Here is a 17,637-nt window from a genome sequence, read left to right as displayed (position 1 = left end):
CCAGGTTCTATTTTTACACTAGCCTCTCTATATATAGGGAGGCTTTTGGCTATCTTTTATGCACAAAATTTTTGTGAAAATATAAAAGTTTTACGTAATCTAAAGTTAATTATCTTTCTAAAGATCATATTATCGATAACACAGCGTTAGCGAGTCTTCGAGGGTCGGTGCGAAAGTCACAGTTATTGGAGCAATCAGCTTAAAAAAAGTTTTAGCTGTCATGACGATTAACGGTTCAATGAATGGAAATGCATTTGAGGCGTTTATTCAAAAATGTTTGCTCCCTGAATTATGGGCAGGTGCTGTAGTTGTTATCGATAATGTCCCATCTTACAAAGTAACTTCAATTGAACCTTTAATTCAATCCAAGGGTGCAAGTGTTCTCAATCTGTCACCCTATTCCCCTGATTTTAATACGATTGAACTTTGGTGATCGCAACTAAAAGCTTTTTTGCGTCAATTCTCTCCAATCACCACACTCATTGGTTGATATTCTGATTGCGACTGCTCTTGATTTAATTAATCCTAAACATCTAAAAAACTGGTTTACAGACTGGTGCTACTGTAGTTTATGAACCTGCAATCTGCTGTATCTTCTAATTCAAATCTCACTTGTTTTGGCAACCCTGTGCTTGTTTGAAGGTAACAGTTTTGCACTCCAATAATATTTTTGAAATCTCAATTCGATAGCTTTTTGTTTACTCTTAGCTTAAAACTTTGGGTTCGAAAAATCTATAAAATCCACGATTAAACTATTTTTATGATTACTCAACCCAACAGATTAAGCTTGCCGCGCTACTACAATTATCCTTAACTGAACCTGATTGGCATATAGCCCACTTATGTGGGCTATATCAAGCTCATTTTCATAGCTCAATGGTAGTACTCTCCATTTCCACTATTCCTGCTAAGTTGGTTTACTACTAGTCGATTTTAGTTTGACAGACTATTGCCGTACTTCAAGGACGGTGATAATTTTTTCATCGCGATTGAGTTGGAAGATGCTTTCACCTTTACTATCTCTGTTCAACAAAGGTACTGTTTCCAGAGGTAGTCGCACTACCCGTTCTTTATTAGTCACTAAGGCTATCTCTGCTGAAGCGATCGCTGCAACTATTCCTGCTAAATTGTCAGTTTTATTAGTGAATTTCAGGTATTGCGTGCCTAAATCTCCTCTATTAGCAGCTCTTAACTGACTCACAGGTATACGCTTGCCATATCCTTCTTCGGTAACTAGGAACAGATCTTCTTGTTCATTCACCGTTACACAGCCAACCATTTGCTGATGTTTCAGCATTCGTAATGCTTGTAGTCCCATAGCAGTACGACCCATAACAGGTAGTTGTTCGTCATTAACTGGAAATTTTAATAAACGTCCACTGGAACTGGCGACGATCAGATGTTTACCTATAGTAGTGAATTGGCTCAATAATAATTCATCATCGTCTTTGAGCTTGACAATCGTTACTCCACGACGAGTGAGGTTAGTCAATTCTTCTAAAGACAAGCGCTTAATTCGTCCTTGTTTTGTCAACAAAATCATCTGAGTAGTTTCAGAATTTTCCGGTAGCACAAAGCGATTGATAACAGCTTCTTGAGTACCTTGAGCTGTATTACTAAGCATGGTGATCAGTGGTCTTCCTTTAGGAGAACGCCCAGTGATTAAGGGGATGTCTCCTACTGTTATAGGGTAGACTTTACCTCCACTGGTAAGTACCAACAGATCTTTGTCTGTGTCAGTCAACTCAGTTTGAATAATAAAGTCGTTATCATTCAGACCGTTTTCAGCTTTAGATTTTTTACCATTGGGCAGACTACGGCGCACATATCCCCGTTGGGTAAACTCCAAAATCGTTTCTTCTGACGGTACGGAAAATTGTGGATTTTCTTCATCTTCATCTGCTGGTTGGCGAACTTTCCCTTTATCCTCTGGTTTTTTGATCTCCGCACTGAAAGGTACTAGTTTGGTACGCCGGGAATCGGTGTACTTACGCTTGAGCGATCGCAAATCTTTTTTCAGCGCCTTGAGTAATTCTTTGCGATCGCTGAGTAACCTGCGTAATAAATTAATTTGCTCTGTGAGTTGCTCAAACTCTTGCTGCAAATTCTGCTGTTCTAACCCGGTAAGGCGACGCAATGGCATACCTAAAATCGCATCAGCCTGTACTTCACTCAAATTTAGTCGGCTACAAAGGCTAATTTTTGCTGTGCTACCATCAGCCGCTTGCCGCAAAATTTCAATTACTGTATCTACGTTAGATAGAGCTAATAGTAAGCCTTCTACCAAATGCAGCCGATTTTCTGCTTTACCCAACTCGTAACTGTAGCGACGGTTTAGGGTATGCTCTCGAAAACTTAAAAATTCCTGCAACAACTGGCGCAAGCTTAACTGCCGGGGTTGTCCGTCTACTAAAGCTAAAAGAATCGCCCCAAAGTTGGTTTGTAAAGCGGTTTGATGATACAAATGTTGGAGTATTTCTTGGGGATTGATATCGCGTTTGAGTTCAATGACTACGCGCATACCTTCGCGATCGCTTTCATCGCGAATATCGGAAATTCCCAGCAAGCGTCCTTGATTCACCAATTCTGCTACTTTTTCAATCCAGCCTGCTTTATTTACTTGATATGGCAGTTCTGTGATAATAATTGCTGTCCGGCGCTTGCTACCTCGCGCTGGAGGAATTTCCTCTAGGGTTGCGACTCCTCGTAAAACAATACTACCCTTACCTGTGGTGTATGCTTCCCGAATTCCAGAGTCACCAATTATTTCTCCCCCAGTGGGAAAATCTGGGCCAGGAATTAGCTCAAATAATTTTTCATCTGACAAATCTGGCTGGTCAATTAAAGCGATCAACCCATCAACAACTTCGCCTAAGTTGTGTGGCGGAATATTTGTCGCCATCCCCACAGCAATACCAGCACAGCCATTGAGTAAGAGAAATGGTAACTGTGCTGGTAGCACTGTTGGTTCTTGCTGGGAATTATCGAAGTTACCAATAAATTCCACAGTTTCTTCGCCAATTTCCGTTAGCATTCCCTCTTGGCCAATGGATGCGAGGCGCGTTTCTGTATAACGCATCGCTGCTGGTGGATCATTATCAACGCTGCCAAAGTTGCCATGTCCTGCCAATAAAGGATAGCGGCTAGAAAATTCTTGCACTAACCTGACTAAGGCATCGTAAACTGCTTGGTCGCCGTGGGGGTGGTACTTACCTAGCACATCTCCTACGACACGAGCACACTTACGATAGGGTCTATCTGGTGTCAGACCAAGTTCGTGCATTGCATACAAAATGCGCCGATGGACTGGCTTTAAGCCATCACGCACATCTGGCAACGCTCGCCCTACAATTACACTCATGGCATATTCTAGGTAAGACCGTTGCATCTCCGTGTGCAGGGCTGTGGTGATTACCTGTCCCGTTGAGAGAAGGTTTAACTGTTTTGCCATGAGCTTTTTCCCTGAAATTTAACTACACAAAAGTCGCCGAAAATTAAGGCTGCAACAACCACAGCATAACGGATGAAAAGCAATTTCTAACCAAATCTTGATAGTCATAGGATAAGAAGCAGTAGTATTATCCTTGATGACGGGGATACACATTGAAGACTAAAAAGGAGGCAGACAACTGTTTTTTTCAGGTGTTTATCCCCCCCATTCCCATAAGTTAAATTCTCATGAAAACTGTTTTGATTGTAGAAGACGATCTAATCAATGCTCGCGTTTTTTCCAAGATTTTAAGCAAGCGCGGCGGCTTAGATGTTAAACATACAGAAAATGTGGAAGAAGTAATCGAAATTGCCCAATCGGGAGATGCAGACCTTATTTTAATGGATGTTTCTCTTTCGCGAAGTGTGTACCAAGGTAAATCTGTTGATGGCATCAAAATTACACAAATGTTAAAAGCTGATCCAAAAACTGCAAATTTACCTGTGATTTTGGTTACCGCTCACGCTATGGAAGGCGATCGCGAGAACTTCTTGAAGCAAAGCGGCGCTGATGGCTACATCTCTAAGCCTGTAGTTGACCATCAACTTTTTGTTGACCAAATCCTGGCACTTTTACCCACAGAATGAAAGCTGAGAATTGATGATTTACTGTCAGCAATACTCTACTTTCCATCACATGAGTATATATGTACTATGAAAAGGCATGATTCGGCAAGTGGTAATGAGTAATGGGTAAAAGCGGTTCCAATTACCAGTTGCCAATTACTGTTCTGCTATTGAGCAGGCGGTTGACTAGGGTTTAATGGGCTTTCCCCTTGCTGTCGAGCCGCTTGAATCCTGGGTAATTCCAGGAATTTTTTGGTATCAGATAGTAGACGCTCACCCCAAAGATTTTGCTTGAGGAAATCCAAATCGCCATAGCGCTGATCGATGCGGAGTGCAGCTTCTCCCATTGCTAAACCCTGTTGGCGATCGCCTTTAGTATATAAGGCTACTGCCAAAGCGAGTAAAGGTTCTGCGGCTTGTTTATCTAAAGATACAGCAGTTTGCCATTGCTTAATTGCACTTTGAGTATCACCCTGTTCGTAGTGAATTAAGCCAGTGTTGTTGATTGCCGGCCAAAATTTCTTATCGTAGGAGACGGCTTTATTGTACTGGGCGATCGCATCTGGCAACCGACCCGTCATATAGTAAGCATTCCCCAAATCAAATAAACCTTCTGGATCGTTAGGTTTTAACTTTAAGCCAGCTTGGTAATTGGCAATAGCTGCCGGATATTTCTGCTGCTGAAAGTTAGCCGAACCCATTGCAAACAACACATCAGCATTCTTCGGGTTAAGAGATTGAGCTTTTTTCAGAGCAACGATCGCCTGATCGAACTCTTTAGTTTGGAGATGCAAACCACCCAATAGAAACCAAACTTTATCATTTTTTGGAGCCAGTTGACTAGCCAGCCTTGCTCGTGGCAACGCTAACTCAAACTGTTGAAACTGACCTAGTTGAGCTGCTTCTTGTGCCAAGCTCAACCCTTGTTTTTCCAACTTCGCTGCATCGAGTTGCAGTGTATGGGGTATTAGTGCCTGTGCTTGCGCTGCTTTTGGCATACTCCACAAACTACAGACAACTAGAAAAGAAATTAGCTTAACATTTTTAGGCACACAACCCCCTCTTACCCACAAATCAAAGAATCTTTCAGCTAGCTTAAACGATCTCCGCTCTAGACGAAAGGCAAATTTGTTGTTAAAAGTCAACCAACTCCGCTTTGCTTTATCGAATCAATAGTCAGTAGTCAGTTGTTTTTACCACTGAGCACTCACTACTGACTACATAACACAAAATTCCTCAACTTAAGTTTGGGAATGAATTAACTCAGTCAATTTTCTATTAACTGTGGACTTTTGACATCAAGTCGTGAAACTAATTGAGTGTTGACATTCCTATCAAAAAACTCATAAATTAATAAGTATATACTTACTTATTTATGGCACGTATCCCCAGAATTACCAATCAGCAAATCTTAGAAGCGGCACGAGAAGTCTTTTTACAAAAAGGCTTTAGCGGTTCAACTCAAGAAATAGCGCAAAAAGCTGGTATTTCTGAAGCATCCATTTTCAAACGCTTCATCAACAAAGAAGAATTATTCTTTGCGGCGATGGGAATTCCTGAAACACCCCCTTGGGTTAAGGAGATGGAATCTCTTTCTGGTAAAGGCGAACTCAAAGCCAACCTGATTCAGGTGTGTCTTTGGATTCTAGAATTCTACCGTGATGTCATGCCTCGAATTATGATGCTGCGTTCACGAGGAAATCTGGTTCCAAAACTAGGAGTAAAGCTAGAATCAAAGCCCATTCAAGATGTCAAGCTATTAACTGCTTTTTTAGACCATGAAATCAAACAAGGTCGACTTCGCACTTGTGAACCGCAGGCGATCGCTCATATTTTACTAGGGTCTTTAATGAACTACATCTTCTTAGAGCAGATATCGTCGCCAGAATCTCTACCCACAGATGAATTAGTATTTGTTCAGAATCTTGTGGACATTCTCTGGCAAGGGATTTCCCCAAGCTAGCTGTAATTGAGCAACCTGGCTCAATCTTTTTTGGAGTTATTAATCAGTAACTACTTACTTCTTAACGAGTAATTGCATGTTGTTAATTAGTACTGTTGTAGTAGAAAGAATATTTGCTGCTTGCGGTAGTTGCGCAATCTTAGCTAACCAAATTTTCTATTTTTAGCCATCAGATGTACAACTATTAGATGACATATTTTGTTTTGAATTGAGTTAGTTTAAGTTAATTCAAGCACTTTATCTAATACAAGAGCAATCACATAAAACAGTAAGAATTTTAATCAGCAACAAAGACAATTTTCGGAAAATCGAGTAATAATGCTGAAACAGACTGGGGTTTTGTCGACAATTACAAGTAACAAAAGTCACTACTAGATTTGCATACTGCAAACAACATAGATACCTTATTAGTAATGAGAGAATTTCTCAGTCTAGCAGCATGACAACAGTTTTTTAACATGATGCATAATGTCGCTAATCAGTATTAAAGGCAGATGGTTTCAATTATCTATCTCAAACGATGAAAATTAGTAGTGTGTTAAATGCTTGCTAGCCAAAGCGCTCATAATTTCTTGCTGAGTTAATTAGGGTCAAACTGCATCAATAAAATGCATTTCGTTGCCGAAAAACTGGTGACCTTGGTCATGTGCAAGTTTGGAATTACTAGTGACTTTGGTCATGCACCAGTTTGAACGATTTTGAACGATAATTACTAGCATGAATTTATACAAAAAAATTTTGTTCAAGTCATGTTTACCGATAAAAAAAAAAGTAGCTATGACAATTGATGCATCAAACCCTGTAGATTCATCTTCATCAGCTTTGATTCCTGAAATCAAAAGAAGCAAAGCCAAGATTAGATGGCTGCCGTGGCTGCTCTCCCTTGTACTTTTGGGTGGAATTGGCTACGTAGTTTATTACCAGGTAGCTGTCGCGCCAACTCAGCAAGCAAGACGCCGCGTTCTCACACAGCCTGTACAAAGACAGACTTTAGCAATCACAGTTTCAGCCAATGGAACAGTAAAACCTGAGCGGTCAATTAACCTCAGCCCGAAAAATTCAGGTATTCTCAAAAGATTGCTGGCGAAAGAAGGGGATCTCGTCAAAGCAGGGCAGATTGTCGCTTACATGGATGATTCCAATCTGCGAGGGCAACTTACCTCTGCTCAAGGACAACTGGCACAAGCTGAAGCAAATCTGCAAAAAGCACAAGCAGGCAATCGTCCTCAAGATATTGCTCAAGCACAGGGAGCATTAGACGAAGCTGAAGCGAATCTGCAAAAGGTACAAGCAGGCAATCGTCCTCAGGATATTGCTCAAGCACAGGCACGCTTACAAAGTGCGCAAGCGACCTTGAGTAAAGCAGAAGATGATTACCGTCGCAACCAGCAACTTTATAATTCGGGTGGTATTTCTCTTCAGACTGTCAACCAAAAACGTGCAGATCGTGACAGTGCCCAAGCGGCTGTGAATGAAGCACAGCAAGCGTTAGCTTTGCAAAAAGCCGGGTCACGTCCCGAAGACATCGAACAAGCACGAGCTACAGTCAGGCAGAGACAGCAAGCTTTAGCACTTTTAAAAGCAGGAACGCGCCAAGAAGATATAGACGTAGCGCGCGCCCAGGTAACATCTGCGCGGGGTTCGCTGCAAAATATCCAAGCTCAAATTAACGACACGATCATTCGCGCACCCTTTGATGGTGTAGTGACAAAAAAATACGCCGATCCTGGTGCTTTTGTGACTCCCACAACTGCAAGTAGTGACGTATCTTCTGCAACTTCTTCTTCGATTTTGGCTCTGGCTTCTACGAATGAAGTTGTCGCAAATTTAGCCGAAACCAATATTTCCAAAATCCGCCTCGGGCAGAAAGTTACAGTCAAGGCAGATGCTTACCCAGGAAAAATCTTTGAGGGTAGAGTTAAGCAAATCGCAGCCCAATCTGTAGTCACGCAAAACGTTACTAGTTTTGAAGTGAGATTATCCCTTTCTGATCCTCAAAGATTGCTGCGGTCGGGGATGAATGTGACAACAGATTTCCAAGTAGGTCAATTGGAGAATGCGCTCGTGGTGCCTACAGCCTCGGTTGTCCGTCGAGAAAATGCCACAGGTGTGCTTGTGGCAGGAGAGGATAACAAACCTGTGTTTACTCGAATTGAAACTGGCGTGACTGTGAATAACTTTACCGAAGTTAAGTCTGGATTGACAGGAAACGAAAGAGTATTGCTGAGTTTCCCACCAGGATCAAGACCGCAATCAACACCACGAGGCGGGGTTTTCCCTGGTCTAGGCGGTGGTGGTGGACGTTCGCAAGGAGGGGGTGGACGTTCTCAAGGCGGCGGTTCTCCTTAAAGAAAGTTTTAAATACAACAGTATGTTTAAGATATTTAAGGGCTTTTACAAAGCTAAGAATACCCGCACAGTGCCGTTGTTAGAAATCTTGACAATGGCAGCAGAAACGCTGTGGAGCAATAAATTACGCACAGGACTAACAATGCTGGGCGTCATTATTGGCATTTCTTCAGTCATTGCGATTACCTCTGTTGGTCAAGGCGTGCAAAAGGGAGTTGAGCAACAGATACAAGCATTGGGTACAGATGTGATCCAAATCTTAGCTGGTGCGGCCAGAAGTGGGAATATCAGTCAAGGGATAGGTTCTAGTAGCACCTTGACCTGGGAAGATGCTAAAGCGATCGCTCAACAAGCGCCATCGGCTCAGATGGTCTCTGCCTATCTACAACGAAATGCCCAAGTTGTTTATGCGGGACAAAACACATCAACAACAATTTACGGGACTGATTTGAATTACCCAGAAGTGAGAAATACTCACCCCCAACAGGGAAGGTATTTTACTGAGGAAGAACTCAATACTGCTGCACAGGTTGCTGTGCTTGGGCCGACAGTGCAAAAAACTCTCTTTGACCAAGGTGTTAATCCTATAGATGAGACGATCCGGATTCGGGGAGAGGCTTATAAAGTAATTGGGGTGATGGAACCCAAAGGTTCTCAAGGACCTTTTGATCGAGATGACCAAGTTTTCATCCCGCTAACTAGTATGTCGGCCAGACTAGTTGGTAACAATGCTCTAGCAGGCATTTCTGTGAGTGGGATTTTAGTCAAAGGTGCCAATCAAGAGCAATTAGAGGCAGCGCAGTTTCAAGTTACCAATCTCTTACGCCTGCGTCACAACATCTATCCACCGCAAGCTGATGATTTTCGCTTAACTAACCAAGCTGATATTGTCAGCACCTTTACCAATGTTGTGGGATTATTTACGGTGATGGTAGTAGCGATCGCCGGAATTTCTCTAGTAGTTGGCGGTATTGGGATTGCCAATATTATGTTGGTTTCCGTGGTTGAACGCACCAGGGAAATTGGCATTCGCAAAGCCGTAGGAGCAACCAACTCAGCCATCTTGAATCAATTTTTAGCCGAAGCGATCGTCATTTCCATTGTTGGTGGAACCATTGGCATGGTGAGCGGTATTGTCATTGCCTTTGGTGCTGCAACTGTTTTCAAATTTCCATTTGTAATTTCTTTGATATCAGTAATTGTCGGATTTGCGCTTTCTCTATCTGTTGGCTTAATCGCTGGTGTAATTCCAGCCAGAAATGCCGCAAAATTAGATCCGATTACCGCTTTAAGGAGCGACTAATTAAAAAAGACAGGGGAGACAAAGGGGATAAGGGTGACAAGGGAGAAGTAACTCATAAATCTTGACTATTGCCTTCTTGACCAATGACAAATGACAAAGGACAAATGACAATATGCCAACAATGATTTGGATGGAATCTATTACTAAAACCTACCACTTAGGAGAAGTTGACGTTCCCATACTCAAGGGAATTCAACTTTCTATAGAGGAAGGAGAATATGTCTCCATTATGGGTGCATCAGGTTCGGGTAAATCCACGCTCATGAATATTTTGGGCTGTTTGGATCGTCCGACTACAGGAAACTATATTTTTGAAGGTAGAAACCTAACTACCTTTAATGATGATGAATTAGCTTATATTCGCAATCAAAGAATTGGTTTTGTGTTTCAACAATTTAATCTATTGGCAAGAGCAACAGCGTTAGACAATGTTATGCTGCCAATGGTTTATGCTAATTTACCCAAGCCAAAACGCCGCCAAAGAGCATTGGAAGCATTAGAACGGGTTGGATTAAAAGAGCGTGTTGCTAACCGTCCCAGTCAGCTTTCTGGAGGACAACAACAACGAGTAGCTATTGCTCGTGCTTTGGTTAACCGACCTGCATTAGTTTTGGCAGATGAACCAACAGGAGCCTTAGACACCGAAACTTCCCATGAGGTGATGAATTTATTAACAGAATTAAATGACCAAGGAATTACAATTGTGATTGTTACCCATGAGCCAGATATTGCTGCTCAAACCCAACGAATTATCCGGGTACAAGATGGTTTGATTGTAGGCTAGTTATGCCAATTTTGGATTTTATATAATATTTTTCGACAAATTTAATTCAATTTATACTTTCAAATTTCCTAGATAAATTTAGAGCTTTACATGATGAAAATTTTTAATTGCATCCTCAAATTCGCTGAGAAAACCAATTCACTACTACATCGACTATGAATTTCAGTTTATTTCTTGTGCATTCTACTTGGGTTGCAGTGGCAGCTGCTATTCTCATGCCAACTTTAGTTAAAAGTGCAGATGCGGCAACTCCTACAGAAACGCAACAAGCCCAAAGTATTACAGGTACTAATTCTGCCTCAACTCTCGATTACCTCAACCCAAATCCCAATCCTTTACTATTTCCTACCAAACCAGAGGAAGTGACGATTCGGAGAACTGTGCCAATTACTTTGGCTCAGGCTTTGGAACTAGCAAGACGTAATAATCCCACTTTGCAGGCAGCTTTATTCCAATTACAACGCAGCCAAAGTGCAGTCCGGGAAGCTCAAGCTGCTTTACTGCCTAATGCTAATCTCAATACTAATTTAACTAACAATGGACCTGGTTTTAGTGGTGGTTCATCATCCACCACATCTTTCAACGGTCAAGCACAGTTGAATTATGACCTCTATACCTCTGGAAATCGACAAGCTAATATCCGAGCAGCTGAAGAACAAGCACGTGTAGATGAATTGAATGTTGAAAATCAGTCTTTGATAATTGGTTTAAATGTCGCCACCCAGTACTACAATTTGCAAGGAGCAGATGAACAAGTCCGAATCAATCAGGCTGCGGTGGCGAATGCTCAGGCTAGTTTACGAGATACACAAGCTCGACTCCTAGCAGGAGTCGGTACGCAGTTTGACGTACTGCAAGCTCAGGTTAATTTAGCCAATGCCCAACAACAGCTGACTATTGCAATCTCACAGCAGCAAATTGCTCGTCGTCAGTTTGGCACTCTATTAAGTCTGCCACAATCAATTGATGTCACAGCGGCCGAGCCTGTGAGAATAGCGGGACTTTGGCCGCAAACACTCGAACAAACTATTGTGCAAGCTTTTCAAAATCGTCCAGAATTGCCCCAACAGTTGGCGCAACGCAATATTGCTGAACAACAGCGTCGTCAGGCGCTTTCACAGCTAGGGCCGCAAATTGGTGTGACTGGTAGCTATAATTTCTTAGACCGATTTGACGATAACATTAGCGTTACTGATGGCTACTCGGTGGGGGCGCAAGCAAGTCTCACTTTGTTTGATGGCGGAGCAGCAAGAGCAAGAGCTGCTCAATCAAGAGCTAATATTGCGATCGCAGAAACTCAATTTGCTAGTCAGCGTGACCAAATTCGCTTTGATGTGGAACAGTTCTATTTTCAATTGCAATCTAACCTAAATAATGTGCAAACTTCTACTGTGGCTTTAGAACAAGCTAGGGAGGCTTTGCGGATAGCAAGGTTGAGGTTCCAAGCTGGTGTAGGCACCCAAACAGAGGTAATTGCTGCCGAAAACGACTTGACAAGAGCAGAAGGTAATCGAGTCACAGCTATTTTAGATTACAATCGCGCTTTGGCTAATTTACAGCGTTCTGTTACTTCTAGAGCTGCACGCTAAATTTCGATCCTTGCAGAAAGTTTGCTAATACAACCAATAGACTTCTTGCAAAAATCCGAATAAGAATAAAAAAACCACAGATGTAGACACGAAGTGGCTTCCCGTAGGGTACACAGATAAACACAGATAAATATCGGTGTTCATCTGCGTTTATCCGTGGTTCGATATTCAAAAAATCGACTTATGCAAGAGGTCTAATATTCAAACTAGGGATGAAAGCGGTTTACGTCTTCATCCCTTAGTATTAGATTTTGCACAAAAGTAGAAATAATAAATAATTCACCGCCGATGAAGGCTGATGTTAACTGATTGAGAAATAGAGGCTATAGACGGATAATTTCCAATTAATAAGTCTATAGAAATTAGGTTGTAGTTTTGCAAAAATAATATACGCTTAAAGCTTAATTCTAGGGTGGGCAATGCAACCCAAAACCCCTACATGGTGGGCAATGCCCACCATACTTGTATTTCTGCTTATAACTACAAATTACAAATTATTAATTACGAATTCGTTTGACTGTTCTAGTTATAAGTCACCCATTCAGGTGAAGCCACGTAGATAATGTAACGGTTAGCATAAAAGAAATTAAGCAATTATTGAGTAACCTAGTCTTGAGGTCGTTGAGAATTATTTAAACTTTATTCCCCTCTAAATTGCTGTAATAGCCCGTTAACCGACAGCTATTGCAGCAAAGCAATCTTTATCGGCTGCTATCATGAATACGCACATAGAAATCCCCTTGATTGGTAAAAAATTTAAGTATCCATTGCGCTGGCTGATGGGGCTAATAGCAGCAGGTACTTTAGTTGTCGGCACAACTACTACCTACAATCTAGTGAATCGGGGAACTAGCAAACAAGACATTACGCAACTAACGGTTCCGGTAGAAAAGCAAAACGTCACTATCCGAATTACTGCCAGTGGTAAGGTAGTACCAGTTCAGAGCGTGAATATCAGTCCCAAAAATCCAGGGGTGTTGGGGCAATTATATGTTGAACAAGGCGATCGCGTACAACAAGGACAAATTATCGCCCGCATGGATGTAGGTGAGATTGAAGCACAAATCCTCCAGTACCGTGCCAACATAGCCCAAGCTCAAGCCCAACTCGATCAAGCCCGTGCAGGAAATCGTCCCCAAGAAATCGCCCAAGCAAAAGCACGTTTGGCTCAAGCAGAGGCGCAGCTAGCCGCAGCGCGTGCGGGTAATCGCGACCAAGAAATTGGACAAGCGCAAGCTCAAGTAGAATCAGCAAAAGCTCAAGTTGACTTGACGCAAGCACGGGTAAAGCGATATCGGGAATTAACACGACAAGGTGCAACTTCTCAAGATCAGCTCGATCAATATATTACTGAAGACAGCAGAGCTAAAGCTAGTTTACAAGAAGCGCAAAAACGGCTTTCTCTGTTGCAAAGTGGAACTCGCAGTGAAGAAATCAACGCCAAAGAAGCAGCCGTTACAGAAGCACAAGCAGCTCTAGTGCTGTTGCAAAATGGTAGCCGTCCTGAAGAAATTGCCCAACGCCAAGCAGCCGTGAAAGCTGCCCAAGCTCAACTCCAAGCAGCCCAGGTAAGACTTGCAGATACAGTGATTCGCGCTCCCTTTAGTGGGATTGTGACGCAGAAGTATGCAAATATCGGTTCATTCGTCACGCCGACAACTTCTGCTTCTAGCAGTGCATCAGCAACTTCTAGTTCAATTGTTGCTGTTGCGCGGGGTTTAGAAGTGTTAGCTCAAGTACCAGAAGCCGATATTGGCAGAATTAAACCGGGACAACAGGTAGAAATTGTGGCTGACGCTTATCCCGATCAAGTATTTAAAGGTCATGTGCGCCTAATTGCACCAGAAGCAGTGGTTGAACAAGGTGTAACTTCCTTCCAAGTGCGGGTGGCTCTGGATACTGGTTTAGATAAACTACGTTCCGGCTTAAATGTGGATTTGACCTTTTTAGGCGATCGCGTTAGTGATGCTTTAGTATTACCAACCGTGGCAATTGTCACGGAAAAGGGTAAAACAGGCGTACTTGTCCCCGACGAAAATAATAAAGCCCAGTTTCGTGAAGTCACTACCGGCGCACAAATCAAAGACCAAACTCAGGTTTTAGAAGGAGTGAAAGCGGGCGATCGCATCTTTGTAAACCCACCCAAGGATTACAAAATTGAAAAAGCAAAAGAGCAGAGTAATAAATAAATGAAGGAGACGCGGGGACGCAGGGACGCGGAGAAATGACAAATGACCAATGACAAATGACAACTAACAATGAACTTCTTAGAAAGCATTCAAATGGCGGGGAAAACCCTGCTATCAAATAAACTGCGTAGTGCCCTCACCATGTTGGGTATCGTTATTGGTAATGCCTCAGTAATTGCCATGATTGGGATTGGTGAAGGTGGGCAGAAGTATGTTTCTCAACAGTTAGAGTCGTTAGGGCCAAATATATTATTTGTACTTCCAGGTAATCAAGAAACTGAGCGAATTTCCAGAGATGTGCCGAGAACGCTGATTTTAGAAGATGCAGAAGCGATCGCAACTCAAGTACCAACGGTAGCAAATGTAACTGCTGAGTTAAATAGCCGACAGGTGGTGACCTACCGTAATCGCAACACCGATGTCAACATAATTGGTACAACCCCCAGCTTCTTGACAGTAAGAGATTTTGACCCGGAAAAAGGGCGATTTTTTACTGATATAGATATGAAACGCAGTAACCAAGTTGTTGTACTGGGTGCAGACTTAGCAGAAAGACTGTTTGGTAGTGTTAATCCTGTAGGTCAGCAATTAAGAATTAAAAATACTAGCTTTCAAGTAATTGGCGTACTCACAGCCAAAGGTTCAAACTTAGGTGTGAATTACGACGATGCAGCATTAGTACCAATTATCACCGCCGCTAATCGCTTGATTGGGCGAACTTCTCCCTATGGATTGGAGGTAACATACATTGTCGCCTCTGCTAAGAATGCTGATAGCGTCGATGCAGCAGAATTTCAAATTACCAACTTGCTACGACAACGGCACAAAATTACTGGCGAAGATGACTTTACAATCCGTTCTCAGAAAGATGCTTTGCAAACAGTCGGGCAAATCACAGGTGCATTAACAATTATGCTAGCAGCGATCGCTGGTATATCTCTGTTTGTTGGTGGTATTGGAATTATGAATATCATGCTAGTTTCCGTCACCGAACGCACCCAAGAAATTGGATTGCGAAAAGCGATCGGGGCAACTGAGCAAGATATTTTGCTACAGTTCATCATTGAAGCCGTAATTGTCTCTGCAATTGGTGGCTTGGTAGGTACGGCGGTTGGTGTTGGTAGTATTTTCTTAGTCGCAGCCTTAACTCCCTTAGAAGCCGGAATTTCTCCTGTAGCAATTACGATGGCTGTTGGTATCTCTGGCGGTATTGGCTTATTCTTTGGTGTTGTTCCCGCACGACGCGCCGCTAAACTCGACCCGATTGTAGCATTGAGAAGTGCATAGTAGCGCTGTATTTCAGTAGGGGCACGGCACTGCCCATTGGTGTCAACTTAACGTGAAACCCTTGTTAAAACGTGATTTTGTATTCACTCACCTACCATTACGATCCTCGTCACCCCACCCCAGTTTTGTCTAAAGCCAAAACTTCCCCTCCCCGCAGGCGGGGAGGGGATTAAGGGGGGGGTAAAACGTATGTGGGATAAGCGTTTGAGCTTAAGTTGACACCAATGAGCACTGCCGTGACCTTAAAATTATATGTACCCACGAAGTTGCAATCTGCTGTATTTCGTTCAGAAGGCAAGTTATTTCGTACAGAACACAAGTCGTTTCATTCAGAACGCAAGTTGTTTCGTACACAACACAAATCGTTTCGTACACAACACAAGTTGTTTCGTACACAACACAAATCGTTTCGTACAGAACACAAGTTGCTTGGTTCACAACACAAGTCGTTTTGTTCAGAAGGCAAGTTTGTGATTGTATATGAAGAAATATACAGCAGATTGCAAGTTGGTGAGTACAGATAATTGTAAGGGCAAGGCAATGCCGTGCCCTACGAATAATCTATGTGTCTTAAACATTATTTCAATTGGTATTATTTTCGTGTAATTACTGAGATAATAATCCAAAGTTTATTGGCAAAAAAAGCCTAGTTTTGGCTATTTTTACTGAAGCACCTCATTATATTTATGAGAGATTCTAGAATAATAAATTTAAATAAAAGGTGCGCATTGATGCCACGCAAGAAAAAAAGCTCATCCTTGCTAGAAAAAACCGAACAGCGGAAAATCGGGTTTCAAACGATCGATCCTAACCTCAATTTTGGTGATTCCATCAGTCTCCAGCATTTGACTGAGTTAACTGGACAACTGCGCGAAGAACTCTACCAGTATAATCGTCTTTTAAACTCTCTTGACTCGGCAAAAGACAACATCGAAACTCTGGAAAAGACGATTCGTGAAACCTTAGAACGCTTAGTGAGTGGTGTAGTGTTGAAGTATGGCAAAGACAGCCGAGAATATGAATTAACAGGCGGGGTACGCAAGAGCGATCGCATTCGTAAAGCCACCATCACGCGGTTAAAATCGACGGCAGACTCAAAAGCAGATGCTACAGAGTAGGCATAATTGAAATCTGCGATCGCTTAAGAGTACTCCAAGTAAAAAAATGCCCAATTGTCATTGCGAGTGAAACGGAGTGTAGCGTTCGCGTAGCGTCTCGCAGAGAAGCAATCTCAAACTCTGCGATTGCTTCATTCAGCTTTGCTTCATTCGCAATGACAGGTTTTGGATCATTTATTGTTTGGAACACTCTAATCGTTTGGTAAAGCGATCGCTTACCACCCCCGCCCCATGCCCCATGCCCAATTGTCATTCTATTAACACCGGTGTTACCGTATGGTGATGACTAAACAAAGTAGCCAATGTTTACGGAATTACCGATAAGGCTACTGAAACTTTAGACGGCAGATAGCAATTGATGAACTGCATATACCCATGAACGAACAGCGCCTAGAAGCTTACTACCAGCTAATTGAAAGCTTGCTAAATTGCCCTAATGGCGAAGAACCAGAGATATTAGCAGCTAATACAGAATTGCTGGATGCAGGCTTTTTGCAGGTGTTAGCAGCATTAGCAGATCTTTACGCCCAGCAGGGACAAGAAAACACCGCCAATTGGTTGAGAAACCTCGCAAAATACCTCAGCCAGAAATCTCGCCCCATCACAGAAGAAGATATACAAACTTACGGACAATTTTTACTAGAGATACTGCAAGCAACAGCAGACAGCAACGGCGATCCTCAAGTAATTTACTCCTTACTCGCAGCCAATACCGATAAACTTGATCGTATTTTTGCAGAATTATTGCGGCATTGGGCAACAAATACCCTAGCAGCAGCAGAAACAGAGACAGCAACATCCATCGCCGCAGTGATTGGTAATTTTAGTAATCTAATTAAGCAGTTTCCCTTAGGTAGCAAAGCCAACAACATAAAAATTGCTATTACTGGCTACGAAATTGCCCTTACTGTTTATACCCAGAGCGCCTTTCCTGTAGATTGGGCAACCACGCAAAATAATCTGGGGATTGCTTACGCTGACAGAATATTCGGAGAACGT

General features: G+C 42.4%; 12 protein-coding genes and 2 pseudogenes. 11 read left to right on the top strand and 3 right to left on the bottom strand.

The genetic code is table 11. The features are described from left to right. Nucleotides 1–166: 166 nt before the first annotated feature. Nucleotides 167–433 (top strand): annotated as a pseudogene (locus tag BV372_RS35590) (transposase); the annotation flags it as partial. A 513-nt stretch (nucleotides 434–946) separates the two neighbouring features. Here BV372_RS35590 and gyrA read toward each other — a convergent pair. Continuing rightward, on the bottom strand, nucleotides 947–3,451 hold the full coding sequence (gene gyrA, locus BV372_RS29190) for a DNA gyrase subunit A (RefSeq protein WP_086690126.1): 2,505 nt from the start codon (nucleotides 3,449–3,451) through the stop codon (nucleotides 947–949). Between the two features lie 227 nt (nucleotides 3,452–3,678). Between gyrA and BV372_RS29185 the strand changes: the two genes are divergently transcribed. Then, a complete protein-coding gene (locus BV372_RS29185) occupies nucleotides 3,679–4,077 on the top strand; it encodes a response regulator (protein WP_086690124.1) in 399 nt (132 codons plus the stop codon). A gap of 146 nt (nucleotides 4,078–4,223) precedes the next feature. On the opposite strand, the gene BV372_RS29180 is transcribed toward BV372_RS29185, so the two are convergent. Next, nucleotides 4,224–5,108, bottom strand: coding sequence for a tetratricopeptide repeat protein (locus tag BV372_RS29180; RefSeq protein ID WP_086690122.1), 885 nt, complete (start codon nucleotides 5,106–5,108; stop codon nucleotides 4,224–4,226). A 323-nt stretch (nucleotides 5,109–5,431) separates the two neighbouring features. On the opposite strand from BV372_RS29180, the gene BV372_RS29175 reads away from it, so the two are divergent. The 8 genes from BV372_RS29175 (at nucleotide 5,432) to BV372_RS29135 (ending at nucleotide 16,638) form a co-directional block, all read left to right on the top strand. Further along, entirely contained in the window at nucleotides 5,432–6,019 is a 588-nt protein-coding gene (locus BV372_RS29175; protein ID WP_086690121.1) for a TetR/AcrR family transcriptional regulator, read from the top strand. 777 nt (nucleotides 6,020–6,796) lie between these two features. Further along, nucleotides 6,797–8,368, top strand: coding sequence for an efflux RND transporter periplasmic adaptor subunit (locus BV372_RS29170; RefSeq protein ID WP_086690130.1), 1,572 nt, complete (start codon nucleotides 6,797–6,799; stop codon nucleotides 8,366–8,368). A gap of 22 nt (nucleotides 8,369–8,390) precedes the next feature. Beyond that, complete coding sequence (locus tag BV372_RS29165) at nucleotides 8,391–9,671, top strand: ABC transporter permease (protein WP_373270817.1); 1,281 nt, start codon at nucleotides 8,391–8,393, stop codon at nucleotides 9,669–9,671. Between the two features lie 112 nt (nucleotides 9,672–9,783). Further along, nucleotides 9,784–10,455, top strand: a complete 672-nt coding sequence (locus tag BV372_RS29160; RefSeq protein ID WP_086690119.1) for an ABC transporter ATP-binding protein — start codon at nucleotides 9,784–9,786, stop codon at nucleotides 10,453–10,455. Between the two features lie 155 nt (nucleotides 10,456–10,610). Further along, nucleotides 10,611–12,044, top strand: coding sequence for a TolC family protein (locus BV372_RS29155; protein ID WP_086690117.1), 1,434 nt, complete (start codon nucleotides 10,611–10,613; stop codon nucleotides 12,042–12,044). Between the two features lie 716 nt (nucleotides 12,045–12,760). After that, nucleotides 12,761–14,233: an efflux RND transporter periplasmic adaptor subunit gene (locus tag BV372_RS29150; protein ID WP_086690115.1), complete on the top strand. Its 1,473-nt coding sequence runs from the start codon at nucleotides 12,761–12,763 to the stop codon at nucleotides 14,231–14,233. Nucleotides 14,234–14,302: 69 nt separating this feature from the next. Beyond that, nucleotides 14,303–15,520 carry an ABC transporter permease gene (locus BV372_RS29145; protein ID WP_086690113.1) on the top strand — a complete coding sequence of 406 codons (1,218 nt, stop codon included), beginning with the start codon at nucleotides 14,303–14,305 and terminating at the stop codon, nucleotides 15,518–15,520. A gap of 731 nt (nucleotides 15,521–16,251) precedes the next feature. Further along, entirely contained in the window at nucleotides 16,252–16,638 is a 387-nt protein-coding gene (locus BV372_RS29135) for a hypothetical protein (RefSeq protein WP_086690109.1), read from the top strand. Here BV372_RS29135 and BV372_RS29130 read toward each other — a convergent pair. After that, a complete protein-coding gene (locus BV372_RS29130; protein ID WP_086690107.1) occupies nucleotides 16,628–16,891 on the bottom strand; it encodes a hypothetical protein in 264 nt (87 codons plus the stop codon). The two genes, BV372_RS29135 and BV372_RS29130, sit on opposite strands and share 11 nt — an antisense overlap. Nucleotides 16,892–17,013: 122 nt before the next feature. On the opposite strand from BV372_RS29130, the pseudogene BV372_RS29125 reads away from it, so the two are divergent. Beyond that, nucleotides 17,014–17,637 (top strand): annotated as a pseudogene (locus tag BV372_RS29125) (hypothetical protein); the annotation flags it as partial.

Source organism: Nostoc sp. T09, assembly GCF_002154695.1.
In the GTDB taxonomy this organism is placed as follows: Bacteria; Cyanobacteriota; Cyanobacteriia; order Cyanobacteriales; family Nostocaceae; genus Aulosira.
The sequence above is the reverse complement of the archived record's forward strand: the minus strand, read 5'-3'. Positions and strand labels throughout refer to the sequence as shown.